The sequence below is a fragment of the uncultured Rikenella sp. genome, assembly GCF_910579375.1.
GTDB lineage: Bacteria > Bacteroidota > Bacteroidia > Bacteroidales > Rikenellaceae > Rikenella.
Genome location: NZ_CAJTUJ010000005.1, coordinates 23295 through 48825 on the forward strand (window position 1 = coordinate 23295; position 25531 = coordinate 48825).

Annotated in this window: 19 protein-coding genes; 6 read left to right on the plus strand and 13 right to left on the minus strand. The window is 57.0% G+C overall.

The window, feature by feature from the left end:
- Nucleotides 1-10 precede the first annotated feature (10 nt).
- The gene (locus QZ302_RS01230; RefSeq protein ID WP_294591580.1) at nucleotides 11-919 is read left to right on the plus strand and encodes a hypothetical protein; all 909 of its coding nucleotides are present in this window, start codon (nucleotides 11-13) and stop codon (nucleotides 917-919) included.
- Nucleotides 919-3105 carry a BACON domain-containing protein gene (locus QZ302_RS01235; RefSeq protein WP_294591582.1) on the plus strand — a complete coding sequence of 729 codons (2187 nt, stop codon included), beginning with the start codon at nucleotides 919-921 and terminating at the stop codon, nucleotides 3103-3105. The genes QZ302_RS01230 and QZ302_RS01235 overlap by 1 nt, the downstream gene beginning before the upstream one ends.
- Before the next feature lie 139 nt (nucleotides 3106-3244).
- On the opposite strand, the gene QZ302_RS01240 is transcribed toward QZ302_RS01235, so the two are convergent.
- From QZ302_RS01240 to QZ302_RS01265, 6 genes are all read right to left on the minus strand, one after another.
- Nucleotides 3245-4945 carry a PCMD domain-containing protein gene (locus tag QZ302_RS01240; RefSeq protein WP_294591583.1) on the minus strand — a complete coding sequence of 567 codons (1701 nt, stop codon included), beginning with the start codon at nucleotides 4943-4945 and terminating at the stop codon, nucleotides 3245-3247.
- A gap of 41 nt (nucleotides 4946-4986) precedes the next feature.
- Complete coding sequence (locus tag QZ302_RS01245) at nucleotides 4987-5733, minus strand: hypothetical protein (RefSeq protein ID WP_294591585.1); 747 nt, start codon at nucleotides 5731-5733, stop codon at nucleotides 4987-4989.
- 69 nt (nucleotides 5734-5802) lie between these two features.
- Complete coding sequence (locus QZ302_RS01250; protein WP_294591587.1) at nucleotides 5803-8076, minus strand: PCMD domain-containing protein; 2274 nt, start codon at nucleotides 8074-8076, stop codon at nucleotides 5803-5805.
- A gap of 70 nt (nucleotides 8077-8146) precedes the next feature.
- Nucleotides 8147-9571 carry a DUF4493 domain-containing protein gene (locus QZ302_RS01255; RefSeq protein WP_294591589.1) on the minus strand — a complete coding sequence of 475 codons (1425 nt, stop codon included), beginning with the start codon at nucleotides 9569-9571 and terminating at the stop codon, nucleotides 8147-8149.
- 37 nt (nucleotides 9572-9608) lie between these two features.
- Nucleotides 9609-12113 (minus strand): DUF4493 domain-containing protein, encoded by a 2505-nt coding sequence (locus QZ302_RS01260; RefSeq protein WP_294591591.1) that lies wholly within the window; start codon nucleotides 12111-12113, stop codon nucleotides 9609-9611.
- Nucleotides 12114-12299: 186 nt separating this feature from the next.
- Nucleotides 12300-12563, minus strand: a complete 264-nt coding sequence (locus tag QZ302_RS01265) for a hypothetical protein (RefSeq protein ID WP_294591593.1) — start codon at nucleotides 12561-12563, stop codon at nucleotides 12300-12302.
- 101 nt (nucleotides 12564-12664) lie between these two features.
- On the opposite strand from QZ302_RS01265, the gene trkA reads away from it, so the two are divergent.
- From trkA to QZ302_RS01285, 4 genes are read left to right on the plus strand one after another with little or no spacing between them, the layout of a single operon-like run.
- Nucleotides 12665-14005, plus strand: coding sequence for a Trk system potassium transporter TrkA (gene trkA, locus QZ302_RS01270; RefSeq protein ID WP_294591595.1), 1341 nt, complete (start codon nucleotides 12665-12667; stop codon nucleotides 14003-14005).
- Between the two features lie 12 nt (nucleotides 14006-14017).
- Nucleotides 14018-15115 (plus strand): SGNH/GDSL hydrolase family protein, encoded by a 1098-nt coding sequence (locus QZ302_RS01275; protein ID WP_294591597.1) that lies wholly within the window; start codon nucleotides 14018-14020, stop codon nucleotides 15113-15115.
- A 3-nt stretch (nucleotides 15116-15118) separates the two neighbouring features.
- Nucleotides 15119-16135 carry an FAD:protein FMN transferase gene (locus QZ302_RS01280; protein ID WP_294591599.1) on the plus strand — a complete coding sequence of 339 codons (1017 nt, stop codon included), beginning with the start codon at nucleotides 15119-15121 and terminating at the stop codon, nucleotides 16133-16135.
- A 36-nt stretch (nucleotides 16136-16171) separates the two neighbouring features.
- The gene (locus tag QZ302_RS01285) at nucleotides 16172-17068 is read left to right on the plus strand and encodes a YegS/Rv2252/BmrU family lipid kinase (RefSeq protein WP_294591601.1); all 897 of its coding nucleotides are present in this window, start codon (nucleotides 16172-16174) and stop codon (nucleotides 17066-17068) included.
- Between the two features lie 86 nt (nucleotides 17069-17154).
- Here the strand turns inward: QZ302_RS01285 and QZ302_RS01290 are convergent, their stop codons facing one another.
- The 7 genes from QZ302_RS01290 to QZ302_RS01320 form a co-directional block, all read right to left on the minus strand.
- Nucleotides 17155-18387 carry a putative sulfate exporter family transporter gene (locus QZ302_RS01290; RefSeq protein ID WP_294591603.1) on the minus strand — a complete coding sequence of 411 codons (1233 nt, stop codon included), beginning with the start codon at nucleotides 18385-18387 and terminating at the stop codon, nucleotides 17155-17157.
- Between the two features lie 332 nt (nucleotides 18388-18719).
- Nucleotides 18720-19175, minus strand: coding sequence for an SsrA-binding protein SmpB (gene smpB / locus QZ302_RS01295; RefSeq protein ID WP_294591605.1), 456 nt, complete (start codon nucleotides 19173-19175; stop codon nucleotides 18720-18722).
- Nucleotides 19176-19330: 155 nt separating this feature from the next.
- Nucleotides 19331-21067, minus strand: a complete 1737-nt coding sequence (locus tag QZ302_RS01300) for a hypothetical protein (RefSeq protein ID WP_294591607.1) — start codon at nucleotides 21065-21067, stop codon at nucleotides 19331-19333.
- Nucleotides 21068-21120: 53 nt separating this feature from the next.
- Nucleotides 21121-21564: a hypothetical protein gene (locus tag QZ302_RS01305; RefSeq protein WP_294591609.1), complete on the minus strand. Its 444-nt coding sequence runs from the start codon at nucleotides 21562-21564 to the stop codon at nucleotides 21121-21123.
- A gap of 33 nt (nucleotides 21565-21597) precedes the next feature.
- The gene (gene pnp / locus QZ302_RS01310) at nucleotides 21598-23739 is read right to left on the minus strand and encodes a polyribonucleotide nucleotidyltransferase (RefSeq protein WP_294591611.1); all 2142 of its coding nucleotides are present in this window, start codon (nucleotides 23737-23739) and stop codon (nucleotides 21598-21600) included.
- Nucleotides 23740-23900: 161 nt separating this feature from the next.
- Nucleotides 23901-24176, minus strand: a complete 276-nt coding sequence (gene rpsO, locus QZ302_RS01315) for a 30S ribosomal protein S15 (RefSeq protein WP_294591613.1) — start codon at nucleotides 24174-24176, stop codon at nucleotides 23901-23903.
- 88 nt (nucleotides 24177-24264) lie between these two features.
- Complete coding sequence (locus tag QZ302_RS01320) at nucleotides 24265-25236, minus strand: type I phosphomannose isomerase catalytic subunit (RefSeq protein ID WP_294591615.1); 972 nt, start codon at nucleotides 25234-25236, stop codon at nucleotides 24265-24267.
- Nucleotides 25237-25531 lie beyond the last annotated feature (295 nt).

A 25531-nucleotide genomic window follows, 5' to 3' on the forward strand; every position in this document is an offset into this window, starting at 1 on the left:
GATCTACAAAATGGCAACACAAGGCAGAGCATTATTAAAGTCATGGTTCAAACGCGGTCTGTATCCGAAAGCCGAACATTTTGCGGATTGGATCGACAGTTTTTGGCACAAAGAAGAAGATCAGCTTCCGATCGACACGGTCGAAAACCTTCCGAACCTACTGAATGAGAAATATCCCCGAACAGACGGTGAAGAATTAGAGTACCGACACGACCAACTCAACACAGAGTTTTCAAGACACCAAGCCCAAAATACATACGAAATTTCAGTCATCAACGAAGAGATCGAAGAGTTGGAAGCCGCCGACGAACAATTTCGTACCGACTTAGAGACCCTTCGTACCGACTTCGAAACCGCCGACCGAGCCCTACTCACCACCCTCCGCGACGGAGCGGATGAAGGCTATGACACCTTGCGCAAACTCCAAACCTGCATCGAAACAATCAACCAGGCGATCAGCGGCACGGAAACACCGGACGTCATCGACACCCTGAACGAGGCACTCGCGTTCATTCGGGAACACCAAAACGAGATCGAGTCTCTGACAACCGCATACCTCAAAAAAACAGCGATTGCCGACGACCTGGCCACAGACGATGCGACACGAGTCCTCTCGGCACGACAAGGAGCGGAATTGCTCCGCCAAATCAACGAACGAGCCGCCGCTACCGATCTGGCTACACACATATCGGACACGGCCCGACACATCACAGAAGAGGAACGAACAGCCTGGCATGCCAAATTAGACGCCTCCCATTATACCGCTGAAGATATACTGGCCAAACTACTGACAGTAGACGGCAGCGAGTCGGACTTAGCCGCCGACACAGTGGACGGCATCCACCTCTGGAAAGGCACGGAGGAAGCCTACGAAGCACTGGAGACGAAGGATGAAAACACACTCTACATCGTACAGTAATGCTGATATTCGGAAATAAGAATATACGATTATTCATCGGTTCGACGCCAACGAAAGCGATCTATATAGGCTCCGAACGAATCTATCCGAACTTTTCGCTGTCTGTCACCGAGTCGCTGGCCTTTGCCGCAGCCGGAGGAACGCAGACCCTACAGGTCGATTGCATCGAAGGAGTAGAATGGACAATCACTGGCTTACCGGACGGATGGACGGCATCGACTTTAGGCGGAAACGGGCCGGCGGAGGTCATCATCACGGCACCGAACAACACGACGACCGATCCAATCGACAGTAAAATCACGGTCACGCAGGGCGAGACAACGGGAACCTGTACACTGACACAGGAAGCGGGAACGAAAATCTACGGCGAATGGAAGAACGTGTCGCTGGAGACAGAGAATGCCATAACCTCCTTCCCGGCCGGCGGAGGAACGGCCAAAATCCATATGGTCGTTCGCCGCGAATGGACTTGGAACGAGGTACCCGGCAGCGGCGGAGAAGAAACGAACTGGTCGCAGCCGGCGGATGTCGTCGTCTCGGACTCCATCGCTTCCGTCAGTGCGGACGTACTTACCGTCGGATCGCTCGGTACGACTTTCAAGGCGACGACAACCATCCGGATAGAAGCCAGGACGAACTCGGACACCGAGGCCGACCATCGCAAGACCCTCCTCATTCATCAGGCAGCCAACTATGTAACAGAAACCCGAGCCCTGAAAACCCGCACGCTGACTTATCCTGTCATCGGAGCCGGAGGAGGTACGGCTGCCCCACAATGGGACAGCTATCCGACCGACGCGGCGTTAGATACCCTGTGGGGATACACCTGGGCTTCGGGTACGACGGGCACCTGGAGCCAGGCCAAACTCGGCGGGTCGAATGCGCAAACCGGGATGTCGTTCCGGTGGAACGGAGCGGCGGGCAACTTCACCGCCCTTTCGAGCGACGGTATCGTGACAGCCTCCTCCAAAGGAACAGTTGTCAGCAACGGAACTTCCGGTCCGATGGTAACGGCTACCCAAACCTGCGCCTTTACCAATCACGCAGATTACGGCGGTACACAGGTAAGTTGGGATACGACGGCTACGGGCACACCGACACAAGCTCCGAACTTCATCCTCCAACTTAACCAAACACCCGGATCATTGTCTTACGAATCCGTACCTTACACCGGAGGACGATCGAATCCGAAGACTACTTACCAAGCTGGATGGCACTTCAAGTTCAGTTCAGGATCCACTACGGAGAACAACTCTGTTCCAGAGGGATATGGCACACAAACCATTCACAACACATGGTCCGGCAGTGCTACCGGAGCTACGGTTGGAGCCACGTGGGGCGAAGTAGTCTGGTCACAGAACAATTCGACCAGCTCTCGTTCCATTACCATAACCAGAAAGGTTTATGTCACCCTAACCCCAAACACATCGAACTATCCGGGGGCACCGACCGTAGCGTCCAATACACAGACCTACATCGGAACATGTTCACAGGCAGGCATGACTACAAACTTCGATTTCCGGTACACTCCTTCGAACAAGGCGTCGAAATATCCGCGGTTTGCGGTGAACGGGGTACCGGGAGGGGGACTTCTCAGAGCGATCGGAGGGATAGGAACTCCGATACACATGCTGTCGTACAGGGAGGCGATAAAAAAAGTACTGGGATCAACGACATCCTACCTCAATGGAGAACCGCAAATGACGGTACTTGATCCGGAAAGCACTTATATCGGGGCGGGATACATCTCTGGCTGGAGCGATTCCGACTATATTTTAGGCTTTATCTCAGGACAGCAGGGGAATTTCATGAACAACTATCCGTATAAGTATGTTACGGAGTCGTTCCAAGTAACCGGATCGGGTTTCACGCTCTCGGGTATCGCACTGTTCGAGAAAAACTATGGCGACTACGAGGCGGCGGGATACACCTGGTACACGCAGGCGGACACCTCCTCCCCCTATGCCCTCTCTGCTGCCGAAACGCGGGCAATGCAACAGCTGGCAGAAAACGGGGTGGTCACAACTGGAGATGATCCAAAGCTGGCCGAAGTCGATTTCGAAGCGCTGGCAGAAAAAATCAATGCGCTCCGACAACCGGATACGGACACGTATGTCCAAAACGAAGATGGAACGTGGACAATGATACCCCAAGAAAAGGAAAACGATGAAGCAAGAACCGAATGACTAACCAACAACGTATGAGCGTACCTTCAGCCAGTAAGTAACCGCTCAAACGAACATTATCGATCCACAAAGCATCGGGGGAGAACTTCTTGAGAGTTCTCCCCCGATGCCATAAATAACGCCCCTCCGCCAGCCATCCTTAATCGAAACCGAGCTCCAGCCCGTCCACATACAGCACACTGCCCGAGCCTCCGCAGAAATCGCCGCCCCAACGGCTCGAGGTCGCGACAAGAACGACATGCGTCGGCTTATCGGCCACATTTTTATACTGGATATCGATCTTAAACGGCGTGTACTTATCGACCGTCTGGTCAGTATAGAATTCGCCGCATCCCAGCACGCTCGCATCGGACAGCGTCGGCACGCCGGTTCCCAACGGCCGCTCCGCAGCACCGCCCCAGTTTTCCAAACTGATGTAAATATGACACTGATCCGGATCTCCGATCTTGGCTTTGAGCTCCGGCAACTTGTCGTCCGCCGCAATGTCGATCGTCGCGGAGGTGTACTGGAACCATCCCGAAAGCGACGTCGGCCGCCCGGTATAAGGTCTCCCGAACTTCGGACACTTCCGCATGGCCGGCAATGTCGTCGGCAGTCCGTTCATCACGAAATCGCCGACAAACAGGTTCCCGGCAGCGATCTTAGCAATCGGTATCCCACCGAGGGTGACCAACTTCGCCGCCTTGCCCGTCCCGTTCACCGTCACATCGCTGGGTGTCGTATTCGAAGGCTTGTTCGACATCGTCACCCCTTTGTTCCCCGTCGCCCAATAAGAGTTCGCCGCATCTGCATACGGATACCAGGTCGTTTTATCGAGCGTCCACTGGTCGAGACTCAGGTTGGGTATTTCCGGCATTCCATCGGTCGTAAAGGCCACCGGATCGCCGTAATTGTCGCCGATCACGCCCCGCACTTCGTAGTTCGTAGCCGGTTGCAGGCCTGTCGCCTTGCCCGAGAACGAAGTCCCATCGACTTCGACGTCCGCCACGGCGCTCCACGCATCGTCGCCCGCCCCCGCCGGCCGCACCTGGAAACCGCACTCGCCAGCCGAGGTCAGCCCCTGGGCCGAGAAGTAGGCGAACTTGGCCCACGGATTCACCGACAGATCCAGAATGTACTGTTTTGACTGCTCGACGGCCACCACCCACTCCTGGGTAATATCGAAGAATTTCACGATAAAGTGCTGCGGAAAGGTGAAGTCGTGAATCGTCCGCACGTCGACGTTTTCGACCAGTGTCCCGTCCGGCGCCTTCCAAGCCATAGTGGCATTCGACGGCCCCAGTTTGAGCTCCTGTATGTCGATTTCGGTCAGCGGCACGCTCTCGGGCACCGAAGCCCCCACACTGCACCGCGTCACGCTGAACCTCGCTTCGCCGATCTGCTGCTCGGGCGAGAGACGGAACACGCGCTCGATATTCTGCGTGGCCCGCAACGTCCACAAGTAGTCCTGATAGGTAATCACCGTGAAGGTATACGGGTCGGTCTCGATCGACGGGATGACATATTGTTCGCCGCCCTGCGTCAGGTCGAGGTAGTAGGAGTCGAGGGTGTCGAGTTCCTGAAAGGTCATATTATCGATGATCCGCGCCTCTGGCGTAATGCGGAAGTCTTCCAGATAAACATGCCTCAGGTCTACGGTATCGGCCAGCACGAGGTCGATCGTCCGGGCAGTGTTGTCCAGCGTCAAAGACTCGGCGCCGCGTATCTCCATCGAGGTCACGTTTCCGGGCACGATTTCGTAGGGAATGTCGTTTTTGATACATCCGACGGCCAGCAAAGCGGCCGCACAGCCCGCGCCGAACCGTCGAATCCAGATGGTTGTCTGTCTGTTTTTCATCATCGCCACTGAAAAAGCGCGCAGAAAAAAGAGAATCCCCCCCTCTACAAGTAGAAGGTCATCCCCAGCGCAATGGAGAAAATATCGATCTTGAAATTGGCCCCGCTGGTCTGTCGCGAACCATGATAGATCTGATTGGTAATCTGCTCGGTACGTTTGTACTGGAAGCCGAGCACGCCGATGGTCGCTTCGACCGACGAGTAGTCGTTGATAAAGACGGAGACGCCGGGCGAAAAGACCAGCCCGAGCTGGTAAATTTTGGTATAGGTACCGCTCATATCGTCCCCTTTGCCATTGATGGTCTTCCCCTGTCCCCCGCCGAGCTGGAGTTTGAGGTCGTTGATCAAGGCGAATCTCCTGCTGTTCCCCAGGTTGATAAAGTTGCGCAGGAACAAGGTTCCGGTATAGATATGCTCGATGTTGTAGTAATCCTCGAGGTCGAAACTGAGGTCGCTGAGGGACAAGCTGACTTTGTCGATCTGCAACATGGTGCGTTCATAGGTAAACGCCAGCCCCGCAGCCCAGTTGTTGGCGAACGAGTAACCTGCCATCGGCCTGACGGCAAAGGTGTATCCCCTGCTGGAGAAGTCCTTGAGCAGGCCGAACATCTTGAAATCGTCGTTATTGTGCTGGGTATAGGAGACGTTTCCGCCGAAGAACCACATGCCTTTGGGCATGAATGTCTGCATGGTGATCCCGCGGTCGAACTTCTCCCGCGCAGCGACCTGTCCGTCGAGCATCCCGCAAACGGCCGCCAAGGCTGCCGCCAACAAGTATATTTTTTTTCTCATTTCAGATTCGTTTGCAGGTATGGATGCAAGCAAACATACAGTCCCTGCGTCATCGCTCCCTCACCGGCATTAATTAACCGAAGGCTCCCAAACCAATTCAAATTCATCAACAAACAAGGTACTTCCATTCCCTCCGATAAATTGCTCACCCATATAACTGGATGAAGCCACCAACCGCACATGGGTAGGTTTCTTTGTCGCCGACGTATAAGTCAATGGAATCACAAACGGTGTATACTCTGCCTTATCCTCCTCAATCAGCAAGACTCCTTCCGCAATGATCTCGGCATTAGCCGGTCGTTCTCCCGGCCCCAAAGAAGCCTGTCCCCAATCTTCCAGATACATATAAATAGTTCCTTTATCCGGTTGATCTATATACGCATCCCCCACTTCGATCGGAGTAGAAGTATATTTATAGTATCCTTTCAAGGCTAATGGTCGTCCCGTATACGGACGTCCCATTTTGGCACTGCTGGCCGGATTACTTATATTGGTCACAAAGTCTCCGGCATAGATATTACCCGCCGCATGTTTCGTCATCGGCACTCCACTTTTACTAACCATTTTAACCGCCTTACCGGACACCGCATCATCAGTCGGTTCCGTAATATTGATTTTCAAAGCCACGCCTGCTTTAGTACCAGGATTCCCCGTCGCCCAAAACATGGGTTGTCCCTGAGGATTGGCAAACCAAACATCCGAGGCTGCCGTAAGTCCGGACCCCGCACTACCTTGGTACCAATTATCAAAATCCATATATGGAATTTCAATCCATGCATCCGTCACAAAAGTCCCGACGCTCCCCGGCACGAGGCCGTCGCCGATCGGCCGGAACTCATACCTGGTCTCCGGCACAAGCTCCTTGAGCAACCCGACGAAGCTCTTCGCCGCGGCATCGACGCTCACCGCCGCCCCCTGCACCGTCACCCAGGCTCCGTCGCCCGCCCCCGCCGGCCGGTATTCGAATCCGAGCCCCGTCGGCTGGGCGGCTCCCAGCCACTTCGCCCGCACGTAGGCATACTTCGCCCCCACCCCCGGAACCCCGTTCACCAGTTCGGAGCTCAGCGCCCCGTCGGTCGAGAAGTCGCGTGCCACGGAGAAAACGATCTGCTGTTTCACCATCTGGTTGTCGTCGTCGTAGATTTCGAGTTCCACCGGATACAACCCTTCCGGCAGCAGCTGCCCCGCATTCGCCCCCTCTTTTCCCGTCGCGGTATTGATGAGTTCCGAGAAATCGACCCACGTTTTCGTCCGGCCCACCATCGAGCCCGGTTCCCAGGCCACAATCCCGGTCATCGCCGTCCGCTGCGCCTCGTCGGTCGCGGCGTCGTTCCCCCCGCCCAGGGTAATCATCCCCGGCAATCCGTATGTCAGCAACACCGCCGCATCTTCGTGCCGGATCCGCAACCGCCGAATCCCGGCCGCGGCCGAAATATCGAGCCGAGCATTCCCCGCCCGCACATCGACGTTGGTCATGATCGGTTCGCGCACATTCCCTCCGTCCGCTCTGGTCACCACCGGCACCGGCCGGGTCTCCTCTTTCAATTCGAGCGGGAATTCGTATTCGGCGGCATCCGTCCGCACCGAAAGCCGAAACATCGCTCCCCCGTCCGAAACGCTCCCCACCGGGTTCATCCGCACGCGGAAGCGATAGAAATCCGCCCCTTCGGCATCGGCGATCGTCCGCACGTAGACCTGTCTCCGATCCGGCTCCTGGTGGTTGATCGCCCGGAAAATCAAGACGAACCGCCCCCGTTGCGTCTGGTTGATCCACCCCTCTTGTCCGGCATCCACCTCGGCCTGCGTAAAGGTCAGGGTATCGCGCCCCGTATATTCCCACGTGGGCTTAATCGTCAAGCTATACTCGGTGAAATTGTCCCGAATGGCCTGCTCGAACTCTTCGACTTTGACCTTGACGTTGATCAGCTTACAGGTCATCAGCACCGGCGTATTCCTCCCCGCCACGACCGTCACCGTCTGCCGTCCGCCATAGCGCGGCCTGCCGAACCGCTCTCCGCTCCCGTTCTTGCCATTGTCCGCCGCGTGAACCGTGTAAATCCCCTCTGCCAGCCGAATCGACGCTACGGTGCGGTGGTCGTTATAATGCGCCACCGTATCCCCCGCTTCGTTCACGATATCGAGGGCATAGCCCGCATCGGTCGCCGCCGCGCTCACAGCCCCTTTCACGGTGAGTTCTTCGTTCCGCTCGAACGCCAGCGAAAGCGTTCCCTCGCCCGCCCCCAGCGGACTGCGGTTGCACCCCGCGAGGCAGCAGCCTCCGAGCAGGAGAAGCAGCCCGCTCCGAAAGAACCGGTTCGCTATATGTCTGATTTGCGTAGTCATACGCCGAAATTATTCCGTTAATACTCCGAAAAGCCGCATACGGATCGCTTCGGTCTCCCCCCGCCCCGAACTATTCGGTCAACTTAATCGCCAGCGTGGCCTCTTTGACCTTCCCGGCCTTATCGACCATCTTCAGGCCGAACTTGTGCACGGCCGCTCCGTTGGTCGCCGGATCGGCCACACTCCCGAGCAGCCCCATCAGTCCGCCCACCGAGAAGGTGTGCGAAGTCTTTCCCTTGATCGGCACGGCCGGATCGAGAATTCCGATATCCGGATTGGCGAACATATCGACCCACCCGGCCTCACTGGCCGCCGGGGGATTGGCGATGTCGAACGGTTTTCCGTTTTCCAACCCTAGCACCGGCAGCAATTCGGCCAAAGCATCCGACTGAATGGTCACATACAGCTGGTCGATCCCCTCCGGGGCGTCGAATCGCACGTCGATCAGGTTATTATCCGCCATCGAAACGGTCAGTTGATCCGTAATGACGAAAGGCGATCCGTTGAAATTAGCTCCGACGATGTCGAATTTCCCGGACGATCCTTCGTTACCGCCTTCATTTTCCCAGTTGTCGTTATTGGGCCCTCCGTCGATAATGGCATCACCGTCCGGAATCTCGACGCGGTGTTCCGAGTCGACGGTGCTGTAATCCACCGTCACCGATGCCGAGAGTTGTCCGCTCTGCTGATACCCGACGCGCACTTTGCGCCACTCCATCGCCTTGACTCCCTCGATAATCTTCACTTGTCCCTCTCCGTCGCCGAGCGGTTTGCCGTCCTCTTTCCGTATGCCGGTCACTTTGACGTACAACTTTCCGTCATCCGGCACTTTGAAGTACCCGGCGCGCGTCTCGCCCACCGGGAACGGCAGTTCGGCATACCTGAGCTGCGCGGTCGCCGGATCGGTGTAGTCGAAATAGACCGCGGCCGACGGATTGTCGACTTTTTCGAGAAATTCCTTGTCGTACTCGACGGTGACTTTGACGTTGGCCAACCGGCACACCAGGTCGACGGTAGTCAGTTCCGATATCCGGACGGTAAAGTCTTTCACCCCGTAGTAGTACGGTGTCTCCCACTCGGCCAGCGGTTCGACCGCCAGGCTGGCTGCTTCGAGTTTGTATTTCCCGGAAGGCATGGTAACCATCTCGCCTTCGACTTCGGCAAAGGTTTTCCAGCGGTATTCCTGCCCGGTGAGGTTGTTTTTCACCACGCTCTGCCCTTTATAGTCGAGCACGGCCACGCGGAACGTCGAGATATCCGGCACTTTCGTCCCCCCGTCTCCCTTGGTTCCTCCGGCGGCATCCGCCACGATAAAATCCCCCTCCCGATCCAGCGACGCCACGCTGAGCGTTCCCGTCCGCCCGCCGTTTTCTTCCTTCTGGGCATAAGGGTCTTTGGCCGAGATGCAGGAGGAGAGCCCCACACCCATACCCCATACCACCGTCGCTACGATGGTCAAAGTCCGCAGTTTCTTATGTATTCCGTATGTTTTCATATCCATACCGTTTTACTTTCTTACTTTTTATCACAGCCTACTCGAAGTCGTAGCCTAAGGTCACACGATCGATCACCAAGACATTCCCGATATGCGGGTCGCCATTCCGCATCATGGTATAATCCGGGCCGCCATTTGGCGTTCCCACGCTTTCCCAACGCACGTCAGAGCTGAAGAAGAGTTTGAGAACCGCCGCCGGTTTATCCAATACCGTATAGTCGATCTCGAGCGTGCGGTTGGTCATATTGGTCACCGCGGTGCCATTGTTCCACACCACCCCGCCTATCTTCGTCCCATCCGTCGCATAGACCTCTGCCCGAACCAAAAACTCTTTCGGAGAACCATCCGTCGAAGGGGTAAACGTATACTGGAAATTCAGCGTAGCCGGCCGCGATGCGAAAGCGGCCCCGGTTTCCGCAACGGTTTCTCCCTGGAACGTTTCATACGGATAGGTCACTTTGGTCTTGGACGACCAGGATTTGGCGTAATATTCCCAGGTTTCACTGGCATCACCCAATGACGAAGCCGAATAGGCCCCTAAATAAAGAATCGCCGCACTGGTATTCCGCACCCGTGCACCCAAAGCCGGCGAACCGCCACCGGAGAAGAAGCTGCCGGCATTGTCTCCGTCGGCTTTGGAATAGCTACCCTGCCCCCATCCCGTCGTCCGGAGCTGTACGGCCTTGCGATTATAATCCCCCGGACTGGGCACCAGCAACGTTCCGTTATTGGCCGACACTTCCGACCATGCGACCGTCCCGCTCCCCGTATTCGGATCGGTACTCAATGCCCGTTGCGAAGTGGTCAACGCATTCCGGGTCGCCCATCCCGCCGGCGGAGCCTGTACGGTCACTCCCAACGCCGTAGTAGCCGCAGCCTCGTTCCACCCCGCCGCAAAACTCCCGTCCGCACCGATCCCCGGCACTGACAATTTCCGTTCGGTTGTCCAAACCGGCTGAACAGGCGAGACCGCCCGCTCATTGGCCAGCACCCGGAACTCATACTCCGTAGCAGCCTGCAGGCCGCGCAATTCGTACTGTGCCGCATAAAAACCGCTTGCATCCGGAGCCCCACCGTTCAGCGCCGTCACGATCACATCGCCGTTCGTTCCCTCCTCCGTATCAATCCAACTCTGAGAAGACGTTTTCCGATATTGCACCATAGGATGGGTACCCGTATTCAGATCATAATTGGCCCGCACGGTAAAGAACGCACGGGTGGCCCAAATATTTCCCGTCTCGATATCGATGAATTTGACCGTCGGCACCCTGACTTCGGCCTTCACCGCACACGGGTGATCCACATCCGGCTGCTGATCGTAGTTATCCGTCACGGCGAACGAAAAATCGTAAACCGCCGCCGAACCATCCTCCCGAGCCCGCATCGCGCCGCTGAAATCGACCCACACCGAAGTGGCGATCGCCGCATCCTCCGGCGAGTTCAACCCCGCACTCCAGACAAAGCCCGCCTCCCTGAGCGCCCGCCGCAACGGAGCCTCCTCCGGCAGCGAAGCCAGATCGATCTCCGATCTCCCCTCCAAAGCCGCCCCCAGCTTCGTCCCCAGCACGCCCGCAGGCCCGTCTTCGAGCCGAATCACAAACGACGACACTCCGCCCTGCGCCTCCGCCGCCACGCTCCACTTCGCCACCGCCCCCTCGAACACGCTCTGCAACACCCCGGAAACGAATCCCGTCGGCGCGATCGTCGGCTTATCTTTCGGCAGGAAGTACTTCGGCACTTCGACCCAAACCTCCTTGTCCGGATTCATCGCATCGTCCGTCGTGATGATAATCCCCGACACATTCCCCTGATCCGACGCCACCCTCAACTTAAGGGTATAGGCATCCGCAGCCTGCGCCTTGGCCAGCGGCGCCGGCGAGAAGACCAGCCGCCGTCCCTCCCGGGTCACCAGATTGAACCGCATGCGCACGCTCCCCGGTTCGAAAAATCCGCACCGGGTCTCGCCGTCGACAAATCGCAGCGAGTCTTTCCCCACCGTGCGAATGTCCACCGAATAGCTTTGGTAAAAGAAGTCGAAATTCGAATCGAACTCGACCGAAATCTTGACGGTGGCCAGACGCGCCACCAGATTGATATGCAGATCGTCTTTCGCCTTGATGACGAATTTCTCCTCCGCGCGATATATATAGGTATCGAAATCCGGCACCCGTGCCCCCGCCGGTCGATATTCCGCCACCACTTTATAGGCCCCCGGCGTAAACCTCAACACCGACGGCACGTCGTCGAACGACGCCCACCGGGCCAGCGTATCCTCATGGGTATTGATTACGTATACCGCGAGGTCCTTGTGCGGATCGATCTGCGGCATCGCCGTCCGCGAAACGACCTGTTCATTTTCCGAGTGATCCACCCCGAGCGAAAGCCGCACTTCGGCATCGCCGTTCAAACCGAACGGCGCATCTCCCCGCCGCGCGCATCCCGTGGCGAGCATCCCCGCGCACAGCAACAGCCCGAGCAGTCCTCCGCGGAAAACCGTTCCGGCCGTCACCGACCGTCTCCACACGAGTTTCCATCCGTTCATCTGTCAAAATTTGGTGACACAAATCCCCCTCCGCAGACCACCTCACAATGACAAAGGTACACCATTTTTCGAATCGTGCAACACTCCGGGCTGCAAAATATGCACAAACAACCCGTTTATATCCAAAGAATTAACCACAGGACACTCCGCAGAGAGGCCCAACCGCAACGGGTCATTTCTTCAGATTTACCGACATTTATCCTCTCCCGCGCAGCTTCCGCACACTCCGTCGCACCCGCCCGGCAGGTCGAATTTCCGCCCGAGCCGTTCCGCCTCCTCGCGCCGGATCTGGGCCGACGCGCACTCGATCCCCCGCCGCCGCATCTCGCGGTTGCTTCCCACGTCGCTCTCCAGGTCGTGCCCCTTGCGGATCAACGTAATCGACAGGCCGAGCACGAACAGCCCCACGGCCGCTATGGCAATAAGTGTGATAATCAACAGATTCGACATTGTTCCGAGAGATTTGTAAACTTCCCGCCCCCGCGGCGGAACACCTAACAAAAATAGTGCTTTTTTCGCTACCTTTGCGAGGGTTTCATCTCTTGTTTATCATGAAGATACTGATCGCCGGAGCGGGCGAAGTGGGGAGCCACCTCGTGAAGATGCTCAGCAACGAATACCACGACATCACGATCATCGACGAAGACGAGAAGCGGCTCGACGAGCTGGCCTCGCTGTCGGACGTGCTGACGATCGAGGGCGACGTCACCTCGTTCGAGACCCTGACCCGGGGCGAGGTGCAGCGGTGCGACCTCTTTATGGCCGTGGGGCCCGAGGAGAACACCAACATCCTCTCGGCGGCGATCGCCAAGCAGCTCGGAGCGCGCAAGTCGATCGCCCGCATCGACAACGACGAATACCTGAGGCCCAACAACAAGGAGGTCTTCATCAACATGGGAATCGACTACCTCTTCTATCCGGAGAAGGCGGCAGCACAGGAGGTGATTACGCTGCTGGGGCACTCCTCCACTTCGGAGTACGTCGATTTTTCGGGCGGCAAGCTCTCGCTGGTGGTTTTCCGGCTCGACACCTCGTCGCCGCTGATCGGTCGTTCGCTGATCGAGATCACGCGCGACCGCGAAAACCTGGAATACCGCACGGTGGCGATTTCGCGCGCGGGCCGGACGATCATCCCGCGCGGCGAGGACGTTTTCGAAGAGGGCGACATGGTTTACGTCATTTCGGGACGCGCCTCGGTGAAGGAGGTGACGGCCTTTTCGGGCAAACCGAACATCGACGTGAAGAACCTGATGATTCTGGGCGGTTCGCGCATCGGGCGGCGCATCGCCAAGGCGCTCCAGAACGAAATCGACATCAAACTGGTGGACTACAACCCCGAGAAGGCTTACAAACTGGCCGAGATGCTCGACAACACGCTGGTGATCGCCGAAGACGGGCGCAAGAGCGAGGTGATGATCGAAGAGGGGCTGGACAAGATGGACGCCTTCGTGGCGCTCACGGGGCGGGCCGAGACCAACATCCTGGCCGCCATGCTGGCCCAGCGGATGGGGGTCAAGAAGGTGATCGCGGAGGTCGAAAACATGAACTACATCTCGCTGGCCGAGAGCATCGGCATCGACACTATCATCAACAAGAAGCTGATTACGGCGAGTTCGATCTTCCGGTTCACGATGAACACGGACGTGCAGGCGATTAAGTGCCTCAACGGATGCGATGCGGAGGTGCTGGAGTTCATCGTCAAACCGAACAGCCCGGCGACCAAGGGGCGGATCAAACACATCAACTTTCCGCGTGAGGCGATCGTCGGCGGGATCGTGCGGGGCGACAAGGCGATGATCGCCACGGGGAACGCCGAGATTCAGGCCTACGACCGGGTGGTGGTTTTCGCCCTGCCGAGCGCCATCAGCAAAGTGGGAAGTTTCTTCGGATAATCTGTACGCACCATGAAACCGATCAAAACCATTTTCCTATCCGTACTGTTCGCCGGGAGTCTGGCGTCGCGGGCGCAGTCTCCCGTCGACTGGCACGACCCGCTGGTCGCTGCCGGAACAGCAGAGGTCGATTATATTCACGGGCGAGGTTTTGCACAGAAAGACTACACGCGCCTGCCGGATTCGGCCGGACGGGTTGTGCGGGAGGCGGTGTGGTCTCTGTCGCGGAACAGCGCGGGACTCTATCTGCAATTCACGACCGACTCGCCGGAGATTACGGTGCAATACGAAGTGACGGAAGCGCACACGATGCCGCACATGCCGGCGACCGGGGTGAGCGGCGTCGACCTCTACAACGACCGGGGCGAACGGTGCTGGGGGAGCTATTCGTTTGGCAATCCGATCGTTTACACCTACCGGGAGCTGCCGGACACGACGGGCACAGGGATGACTTATACGCTCTACCTGCCGCTCTACAATACCGTGCGGAAGCTGAAGATCGGCGTGCGGGAGGGCTCGGCATTCAAATTCGTGCCGACGGAGACGCAACTGCCGATCGTCGTTTACGGGACTTCGATCGCACAGGGAGCCTGCGCGTCGCGGCCGGGGATGGCATGGACGAACCTGCTGCAACGGATGACGGGGCGGCCGGTGGTGAATCTCGGTTTCTCGGGGAACGGACGCCTCGAACCGGAGGTGATCGACTACGTAACCTTGATTCCGGCGGCGCTGTATGTGGTGGACTGCATGCCGAACATGTATGTGCCGGAGGATAGCATCTACACCTTGGTGACGAACGCCGTGCGGCAGTTCCGGCAGGCACGGCCGGAGGTGCCGATTCTGCTCGTCGAACACCCGGGCTATGCCAACCGACAGACCAACGCCGCGAAACGCGCAGACGACGAGCGGGCGGATCGGGCGCAGCGGCGCGCTTTCGCCGACCTGCGCAGGGAGGGAATCGATGGGCTGTACTACCTCTCGCGCCGCGACCTGCGGATGCCGGCAGACGGGATGGTGGACTACATCCACCCGTCGGACTACGGCATGGAGGCCTATGCACGGGCTTACCACCGGGCGGTGGAGAAAATTCTGAAACGCAAATCCCGCTAACCTATGAAAACGACGACCAGCCTGACACTTCTCGGCGCATGGGCGACACTGGGCCTCCTCTCCTGTGCGCCGAAAACGTCCTATACGACAGTAGACGGCTTTACTCAGGGAAGCACTTATCATATCGTCTACCACGATCCGCAGGGCCGCGACCTGCGGTCGAATATCGAAGAGCTGTTGGAGGATTTCGACAACTCGATGTCAGTCTACAACCCGAGCTCGCTGCTGACGCGGCTCAACGAGAACGACACCTCGGCCCGACCGGACCGCTGGATCGCGGAGTGCCTCGCCATCGCCCGCCGGATCAGCGACGACACCCGGGGGGCTTTCGACGTGACGCTGCGTCCGCTGATCGCCGCCTACCGCATCGGGACGGAGGAGACCCCGCACCTGCTGTCGCAACGGGAGATCGACTCGATCCGGGTCTTCACCGGCTACGGCAAGGTGAAGATCGAGGAGGGGCGCCTCGTGAAGACCGACCCGCGACTGGCCCTGGACTTCAACGCGATTGCGCAGGGCTATTCGTCGGACTTGGTGGGCGAACTCTTCGACTCGCTCGGCATCCGGGACTACATGGTGGAGATCGGCGGCGAAATCCTCTGCCGCGGCGAGAGCCCGCGCGGCGGGGATTGGCGCATCGGGATCGACCGGCCGGTGGAGGGCAACATGGTGCCGGGCGAAGACTTGCAGACCATCCTGCGGCTCACGAACGCCGGGCTGGTGACCTCGGGCAACTACCGCAAATTCGCCTTCGACGAGAACGGCAACAAAGTGACCCACACGATCAACCCGCAGACCCTGCGACCGACAGTGCACAACCTGCTGTCGGCGACCATCATCGCGCCGACCTCGGCCATCGCGGACGGCTATGCGACGGCCTGCATGGTGCTGGGACTGGAGGAGAGCAAGAAGCTGCTGGCGCGGCATCGCGAACTGGAAGGCTACTTGGTTTACGGCCGGTCGGACGGCTCGATGGGGGTCTACATGACGCCGAACATCGAAAAACGAGTGGCCCGATAGTCCGCGCCTCTCCTCTGTCAAAGCGTTATCCACCTTATGAAAAATATACTCTTCCTCTATAACCCGATCTCGGGCGAAGCGCAGATCGTCGCCCAGCTGGATCAGATCGCCCGGCATTACCAGCAGGCCGGCTATGTGCTGACCCTTTTCCGCATCACGCGGGAGAAAGGTCTCTCCGACCTCGGCACGCTGATCGGCGAATTGCGCCCCGAACACCTCCTGGTGGCCGGCGGCGACGGCACCATCAACCGGCTGGTCAACTACCTGACCCACCGGGATATCACGATCCCGATCGCCATCCTGCCGACCGGTACGGCCAACGACTTCAGCCACCTGATCGGCATGCCCGAGAACCTCGACGACGCGTGCCAGGCTATTTTGAACGGGAAGACCGAACGACTCGACATGGGACGCGTGAACGACCGCTACTTCATCAACGTCCTGAGCAGCGGTCTCTTCACCGAAGTGTCGCACAAAACGCCGACCGCCCTCAAAAACGTCTTCGGCAAACTGGCCTACTACGTCAGCAGCATCGGCGAACTGCCTTCGTTCCGCAAGATGAACATCACGGTCGAAGCCGACGAACTGACCTTCCGCGGGAGCTGCCTGCTGCTGCTGGTCTTCAACGGCCAGACGGCCGGGAACCTGAAACTCGCCAGCCACTCCAGCGCGACGGACGGGCTGTTCGACGTCCTGATCATCCGGGGCGAAAACATCGTGGAGAGCGTCAAAAACGTCTTCCATTTCCTGATGAAGCGGAAGGGAGCGGCCTATCCGAGCGACATCGTTTACTTCCAGACCCGCAAACTGCACATTGAAAACGAACACGTCACGTCGGACATCGACGGCGAAAAGGGGCCCGATTTTCCGCTCGACATCGAATGCCTGCCGGGAGCCTTACCGGTGATCGTGCCGCAGACGACGAAAAAATAAGCCGGCCGGCACCCGTCAAAAGCCAAGCGAGGGGCGACTTCTTTTACCAAGAAGTCGCCCCTCGCCTATTTTCACAGAACCCAGCCCTAATCGCCGATATGGGAGAAGAGCAGATACGCCACGATCAGCGTCAACACGATGTTGAACCCCTGTGCGATCAGAAAGCTCCACAGCGGTTTCTTGAAATCCTTGTTGAAGATATCCTTGAAGCGGGTCTCCAGCCCGATGCAAACGAACGCGACGGCGAAGAAAAAGCCCTGCAGATTTTTGGTCACCCCTCCGATCCGATGCGCCGTCTCGACCGGCATCGCGAAGCTGAAAACAAGCGACGCCAGCACGAAACCCAACACGAATTTCGGGAAACGTTCCCACAGCACCCCTGCGGTCGGTTTCTCGCGGTGATCCTTACCGGCATACGACCAGTAGATCGAAATCGCAAAAGCCGCCAGCCCCAGCAAGACATTCTGCGAGAATTTGACAATGACACTGTACTGCTCGGCCGTTTCGCCCAGCACCGCTCCGGAAGCCACCACGGCCCCGGTCGTATCGATCGTCCCGCCCATCCAGGCCCCCGCCACTTCGGGCGACAGCCCCATCCACATGGCCAGATAAGGCATCCCGTACATCATCGGAATGGCAACCACCAAAACCAGCGAAATCACATACGACAGCTTTTTGCTATCCCCCTTAATGGCCCCGCAAGTGGCGATCGCAGCCGAAACACCGCAAATCGACACGGCACTGGCCAGCATGGTAGACATCTCGCGATCCACGCCGAGTTTCCGGGCCACCCAGTAGCCGAAGTTCCAGACGCATAGCACGACCACCAATGCCTGAATCAGCCCCAAGGCCCCGGCCTGCATAATCTCGCCGAAAATAACGGTGGTTCCCAAGAGCACCAGCCCGATTTTGACGTAAAACTCGCTCTGCAACGCCGGTCGCATCCAATCCGGCACGCCGACGGTATTGCTGATCAACAGCCCGAATGCCACGGCGAAAAAGACGCTCTCCAGCCCGGTGGAATTCTTCACGGCGGGCAATCCGGCGACGTACTGCGCGGCCAAAGCGATCCCGAAGATCACGAGCAACGAGGGCAGTATCCCTCGCGTGGAGCGTCCGAGCATCTTGCCGGCGCCGTAAACGATCACGAACAGCCCTGCGATCAGCAGAGCGATGTTCTGCCAGGCTCCCCAGCTCGCCAAGCTCTTGGGCATCACGGGCATCTGGCCGGGCATCGCGATGGCCAACAGCATAATCAACAATCCGGCGCCTACGGCAAGCCAGTCTTCGGTCTTAAATTGATTCAGTATCTGTCGCATATATTCTCTATTGTATCGTTCGTTATCTGTCTTTGCCCGGGAGGGTACTGTTCTTTTTGTGAACAAAAAGAACCAAAAAAACTTCAGAGCGCATCCCTGCGGGATGCTCTGGCCGTGTCTGATCTTGGGTTGGGCTGGATTTTCCGGTGTGGCGCGCTGGGGGTATTATGCCCATTATTAGCGCGCTGCGCCGGAAAACCACAGCCCAACGAACAAGGCGGAGAGAACCCGTGGTCGTCCCACCGGGACGACCTCTGCAAAAGTTCTTTGGGTACCTTTCTTTCAAGAAAGGTACGGTTCCGTCCGGGTAGACACAATAACAAACGGTTCAATTAGCGTTTCATAGCGCGATCCATATCCCGCTTCGCATCCTTTTCCTTGAGATGCTCCCGTTTATCGTATTTTTTGCGTCCCCGTCCCAAGCCGATCACCAGCTTCGCCAAACCGCGTTCGTTGACGAACAGCCTGATCCCGACCACCGTCAAACCCTTGTCCTGCAACGCCCGGTCTATCTTTCTCAACTCTTTCCGATTGAGGAGGAGTTTTCGATCGCGTTTCGGTTGGTGATTGTTGTACGTTCCCCAGTGATATTCGGCGATGTTCATGCCGCGCACGAACAATTCGCCGTTGTGCAGATAGCAGAAGCAGTCGACGAGACTGGCTTTGCTCATTCGGATCGATTTGATTTCGGTTCCGGTCAGCACGATACCGGCCACCCACTCTTCGAGGATTTCGTAATCGAAGGAGGCCCGTTTGTTTTTGATGGATATTTTGTTCTGTTCCGCCATTTTCGGATGCAAAGATAACGATTCCGCGGCTTCGGACGGTACGTGCAAATACTTATCCGCATTTTTCCGTCATCGAGGGGGCGAGAAAAAAAGAGAGGCACCCCGGCCCTCTCGGAGGAGAGAACCGGGGTGCCCCGAATTTTAAAGGAAAGTCCTTAGTTTTTCATTTTCACTTTGACTTTCACGATTTCTACAAACTGAGCGTGTTCGAAGTAGTTGTAGAAATTCACGTCCGTAGCAGCGAGTTCAGCAGCTTCCGGGTTCTGAGCGATGGCAGCTTTCAGGTTGGAAACCAGCGCGTTTGCATCGCCTTCGCGAGCAGCGATCACTGCTTTCACGTAGTTAGCACGCCAGGTGTTCATCCCTGCCAGCTGTTGTTTTGCTTTAGCCACGTTGCCGTTGAGGAGTTCAGCGAGTGCCTGGTTGTACCCATCGAGGGTGCGAGCGGCAGCTGCGTAGTTCCCGTTAGCGAGTTCTACGAGGCCCTGGTTGTATTTAGCTTCCGGGATCGAAGATGCTGCGAAGAATTTGGCAGCGTCTGCTTTCTTGCCTTCAGCCAAGGCAACCACGCCGAGGTTGTTGATCACGTACGGGTCGGTGCTGTTGAGCGAAGCGGCTTTCAGGAACATGGCCTTTGCAGCAGCGTAGTCGCCCTGGTTTGCCAATACGACGCCGAGGTTGTTGTACCCGCGGTAGCAGTTGTATTTTTCAGCAGCTGCTTTGTAGATCTTCGCTTTGGTAGCGTTGTCGTTGTAGAGGGTGGCTGCGAAGAGCATCTCTTCGACGTTGAGTTTGTTGATGTCGGTAGCGACAGCTTCTTTGAGTTCGGCGTCGGTCAAGCCTTCCACCTGAACGTTGACGGTCATTTTCGACCGACGGAGTTCCGGGAGGATCTTTTCAGCCAGCACTTTGAAGGCAGCGCTCATGTTTTTGATTTCGCGGTCGCGCACCTGCGGGTCTTTCTGCATAGCGAGCACCTGGAGAATCAGCGCTTTGTCCGGGATATCGGATTTTTCGACCAGTTCTTTGAAGCCTTCCCAGTCTTCGCCCATCGCGTTGATGTCGAATTTGGTGTTAGCCGGAACTTTGTCTTTTTTGAACTTCTGGCTCATCGCTTTGTGAGTCGAGGTACCGCGGTCTTTCGACAGTCTGTCGTTGAGGGCCAACGGACCGTCCGGCGAAGCGTAAGCCTGAGTGTAAACGTCGCCTACTTTCTTCTTCGCGTCACCGCTGTTGGCGATGATGAAGTCTTCCAGCGCTTTGATGTCTTCTTTGGTCAGCTGGCTGGAGCGCACGTTCGACTGGTTGATCGTAAACATGATCTTCGCGGTTTCCGAGATGTTGGTCACGCGCTGGAATGCGTCCGGAGCGATAGCCACTTTCGCATAGTTGTCAGCCATCAGCTGCAAGGAGCTCACCCCGTTAGTCACATAGATCGGGGTTTCGTACGGGGTGAAGTTTTTGATCTTGTTCCCGCGTTTCAAGCATTTCGCTTCAGCTTTCAGCACGAGCTGCGAGAGGCGCATTGACGGGTTGTAAGGAATAGCCACGTCCATGGTCACCGTACCGCCCGAGAAGGGAACGACGGTGTAGTTGTCCTGTACTTTTTCGCCCTGGAAGAAGCGCGGTTCGCCGGCATATTCGGTACCGTCGATCAACGATACGATCACCGGGGTCACTTTCAGCACGCCGTATTTGTGGAATGCTTTGGCCGGAATGTTCACGGTAATGGTGGTCACCGCGTTGTCCCCTTTCAGGGTAACGAGTTCCGGCGCACAGGTCGCCGTGGTGCCCTGTGCGGTCTTCTTCATCATCTTGCTGAAGCAATTACAGCTGGTGAGAAGAGCCGACGCAGCGATAACTGCAAGGCTGAGGTTTAAAACTTTTCTCATAATCAGTGAATTGTTTATTTATTAATTGGTTTTTCGGTCTTTTTTCCTTCGCTTTACTTGCAATGGACAAAGGTACGTATTTGTTCCTGATTTTGTTTTAGGATAAACAAAATTTCAATCCCTTTTTCATACTCTTTTTTGCCCCTGCTGGAACCGTACCTTTCTTGAAAGAAAGGTACCCAAAGAACTTTTGCAGAGGTCGTCCCATGGGGACGACCACGGGTTATCTCCGCCTTGTTCGTTGGGCTGGGATTTTCAGGCGCGGCGCGCGTGGGGTTCTTGCCCATTATTAGCGCGCCCGCCGAAAATCCAGCCCAACCCAATCGGGCAGACACGGCCAGAGCATCCCGCAGGGATGCGCTCTGAAGTTTTTCTGGTTCTCTTTGTTCACAAAGAGAACAGTACCCTCCCGTAGCCAAAGAACAAGTATAAAAGGCATCGGTTATTTTTCCTTTCGGTTCGGAATATTTACAAATTCCGTTCCAAAACAGACGCACCGACTCGAAAAAATACGTAGCCGCCGTAAAAAATTATTGCGGCCTTTCAATCAGCACCTTACGCGAAAGTTTCAGCTTGCCCGTCTTCGGATCTACCGCGATGAGTTTCACATCCATCATATCGCCCTCCTTGATTCCCGTCTCTTCCATGGTTTCGAACCGCCGATGGTCGATTTCCGAGATGTGCAGCAAGCCGTCTTTCCCCGGCAGGATTTCGATGAACGCGCCGAACGCCACCACCGATTTCACCTTCCCGTGGTAGATCGTCCCGACCTCCGGCACCGCCGTCATCCCCTTGATCTTGGCAATGGCCGCATCGACCCCCTCTTTATTCGCGCCGAAGACGTCGACCTTGCCGATCTCGCCCTCTTCGGTGATCGTGATCGTAGTCCCCGTCTCCTTCTGCATCTCCTGGATCACCTTGCCGCCCGGCCCGATCACCGCGCCGATGAATTCCTTCGGAATGGTGATCTGTACCATCCGCGGCACATGCGGTTTATAGTCTTCGCGCGGCGCCGCAATGGTGTCCGTAATCTTCCCGAGGATGTGCATACGCCCCTGACGCGCCTGTTCCAACGCCGCCGCGAGCACGTCATAAGAGAGGCCGTCCACCTTGATATCCATCTGCGTGGCGGTAATCCCGTCCGCCGTCCCGGTCACCTTGAAGTCCATGTCCCCGAGGTGATCCTCGTCGCCCAGAATATCCGACAGCACCGCTACTCGATCTCCTTCGGCAATCAGCCCCATGGCAATCCCCGACACCGGTTTTTTGATCTTCACCCCGGCGTCCATCAATGCCAGCGTCCCGGCACAAACCGTCGCCATGGACGACGAACCGTTCGATTCCAGAATATCGGAAACCACGCGAATCGCATACGGGCAATCCCCCTCGTCCGGAATCATCGGTTTCAAGGCCCGGAAAGCCAGGTTACCGTGTCCGATTTCGCGCCGCGACAGCCCTCTGGCCGGCCGCGCCTCGCCCGTCGAGAACGGCGGGAAGTTGTAGTGCAGCACGAACCGTTCGGTTCCCTCGCGCAACACGTCGTCGATCACCTTTTCGTCGAGTTTCGTCCCGAGCGTCACGGTGGTCAGCGACTGGGTCTCGCCCCGCGTAAAGATCGCCGAGCCGTGCGGCGCCGGCAGATAGCCCACTTCGCACCAGATCGGCCGGATTTCGGTGGTTTTCCGCCCGTCGAGCCGGATCCCGTCGTTGAGAATCATGTTCCGCATGGCCGGTTTCAAGGCATAATCGTGGAAGTACCGCCGAATCATGCTCTCCTTGGCCGCCAGCTCCTCTTCGCCGTACTGTGCGGCGAAATCGGCGAGGTATCGGGTCAAAACTTCGTCGAATTTATCGCTGCGTTCGTGCTTGGGCAACTGACTCTTGGCCACTTCGTACACCTTGTCATAGGTAGCCGCCGCCACGGCATCCCGCAAGGCCGCGTCGTTCTGTTCGTGGCAGTAGGTGCGTTTTTCGGTCTTCCCCACCTCGCGCATCAGTTCGAGCTGCGCCTGACACTGTTTCTTGATTTCGGCGTGGGCGAACTTGATGGCGTCGAGCATCACAGCCTCCGACACCTCTTTCATTTCGCCTTCGACCATCATGATGTTTTCGTAGGTCGCCGCCACCATGATATCGAGGTCGCACGCCCCGCCTTCCATCTGGGAGAAGGTCGGATTGATGACGAATTCGCCGCCGATCCGCGCCACGCGCACCTCCGAGATCGGCCCGCCGAACGGAATGGTCGAAACGGCCAGCGCCGACGAAGCGGCCAACCCGGCCAGTGCATCCGGCTGAATGTCCGGATCGGCCGAGAGCAAGGTGACGGTCACAAATACTTCGGCGTGGTAGTCGCTGGGAAAGAGCGGCCTCAAAGCCCGGTCGATCAAGCGCGAAACGAGGATTTCGTAATCGGAGGGCCGTGCCTCGCGCTTCAGGAAACCGCCCGGAAAGCGCCCATTGGCAGCATATTTCTCTTTATACTCGACCGAAAGCGGCATGAAGTCGACGTCTTCTTTGGCATCCTTCGCCGCCACGACGGTCGCGAGCAGCATGGTATCGCCCTGCCGCACGACCACGGCTCCATCGGCCTGTTTGGCGAGTTTGCCGGTTTCGATTTCGATCGTCCGGCCGCCGCTCAGCTCGATATTCTTTTTGGTTGCGTTGTAATACATGGTTTTTTCCTTGAAAATTCGGGGACTAAGTTACAAAAAAAACGCCCCCTGCCAATATAGCGAGGGGGTGATTCGTAAAAAAACAGGCGGTTTCTCTGCCGAGGACAGAAAAACCGCCTTGTTTTATAAGGAAAATACAACTTGCGCCGGAATGGCCCGAATTACTTACGCAGCCCGAGCGCCTTGACAATGGCCCGATAGCGTTCGATGTCGTTTTTCATCAGATAGTCGAGCATGCTGCGCCGTTTCCCGACGAGTTTCAGCAGCGACCGCTGGGTGTTGTAGTCGTGTTTGTGTTGTTTGAGGTGTTCGGTCAGGTGCGCGATCCGGAAGGAGAAAAGCGCAATCTGGCTCTCCGGCGAACCGGTGTCGGTAGCCGATTTCCCATAGTTCTGAAACAGTTCCTGTTTCTTCTGGGTGTCGATGTAGTTGCTCATGTAATTATACGGTCTATTAATTAGAAGCGGGGCAAAGGTAGCGTTTTTTGGGGAATTTCCAACAACGCCGCGTGAAAAAACCGCCGTTCTACGGAATATAGACTTCCAGCAACTTCCCGTCCCCCTTGAGCGCGATCTCGTTCAATTCGGCCGGCACGAGCACCGTTTCCCCCTTGGCAATCGTCTCCGTTCCGCCGTCGTAGGCCAGCTCCAACTGCCCTTCCAGGCAAATATAGATCACGAACGAGTCCAATGCGGCGTAATCCCGCACCGCTTCACCCGACACGATCAACGAGCTGGTCTGAAAATAGGGACATTTTTCGAGAGTCACCGGCGCATTCACCTGCGGAGCGGCCACGGTCTTATAATCCGACCGGGATTTATATTCGATCGCGTCCAAAGCCAACTCGGTGTGCAGTTCTCGCCCCTTTCCGGTCTTCGGATCGACGCGGTTCCAGTCGAAAACCCGATAGGTAATATCCGAAGTCTGCTGAATCTCAGCGATCAACAGCCCTTTCCCAATGGCATGAATCGTGCCGGCCGGAATGAAATACGAATCGCCGTCTTCGACTTTGTAAGCGGTCAGCAGCTCTGCCAGCCGCCCGGCGTTCAGATATTCGAGGTATTTCGCCCGATCGACCGGCTGGTTGAATCCCAAATAGAGCTGCGCTCCGGCTTCATGCCCCACCACGTACCACATCTCGGTCTTCCCGAACGACTGGTGCCGCTCGGCGGCCAGTTCGTCGTCCGGATGCACCTGAATCGAGAGGTTGTCGTCGGCGTCGATCAGTTTGATCAGCAGCGGAAATTCCTCACCGTACCGTTCGAATACTTTGTCGCCGACCAAATCTCCCATATAGATCTCGGTGAGCTCCTGCAAGTTATTCCCTTTGAGCTGACCATTGGCTACGACGGATATATCACCGTCTACACCGGAAAGTTCCCAACTCTCGCCGATTTTCTCTCCGGCGGGAAGTTGCTTGCCGAATGCGGTCTCGATCTTCCGACCGCCCCAAATACGCTCTTTGTAAATGGGCTTGAATTTCAACGGATAAAGCATAGCTCTCCTCTATTTTTAATTCTTCGTTATCTGTACCTTATCAGGAGGGTACTGTTCTTTTTAACTTCGCTCCGCTCGTTTTCCTCCTCGCCGCTCGGCAATTCGCAAACTACGTTTGCATTGCTCTCGCTGGCAGCGTCGGTTGTGAACAAAAAGAACAAAAAAAACTTCAGAACGCATCCCTGCGGGATGCTCTGGCCGTGTCTGTCCTTGGGTTGGGCTGGGTTTTCTCGGCGGGGCGCTATAATGCGAGTATTACCCCAATGCGCCCGCGCCGGAAAACCACAGCCTAACG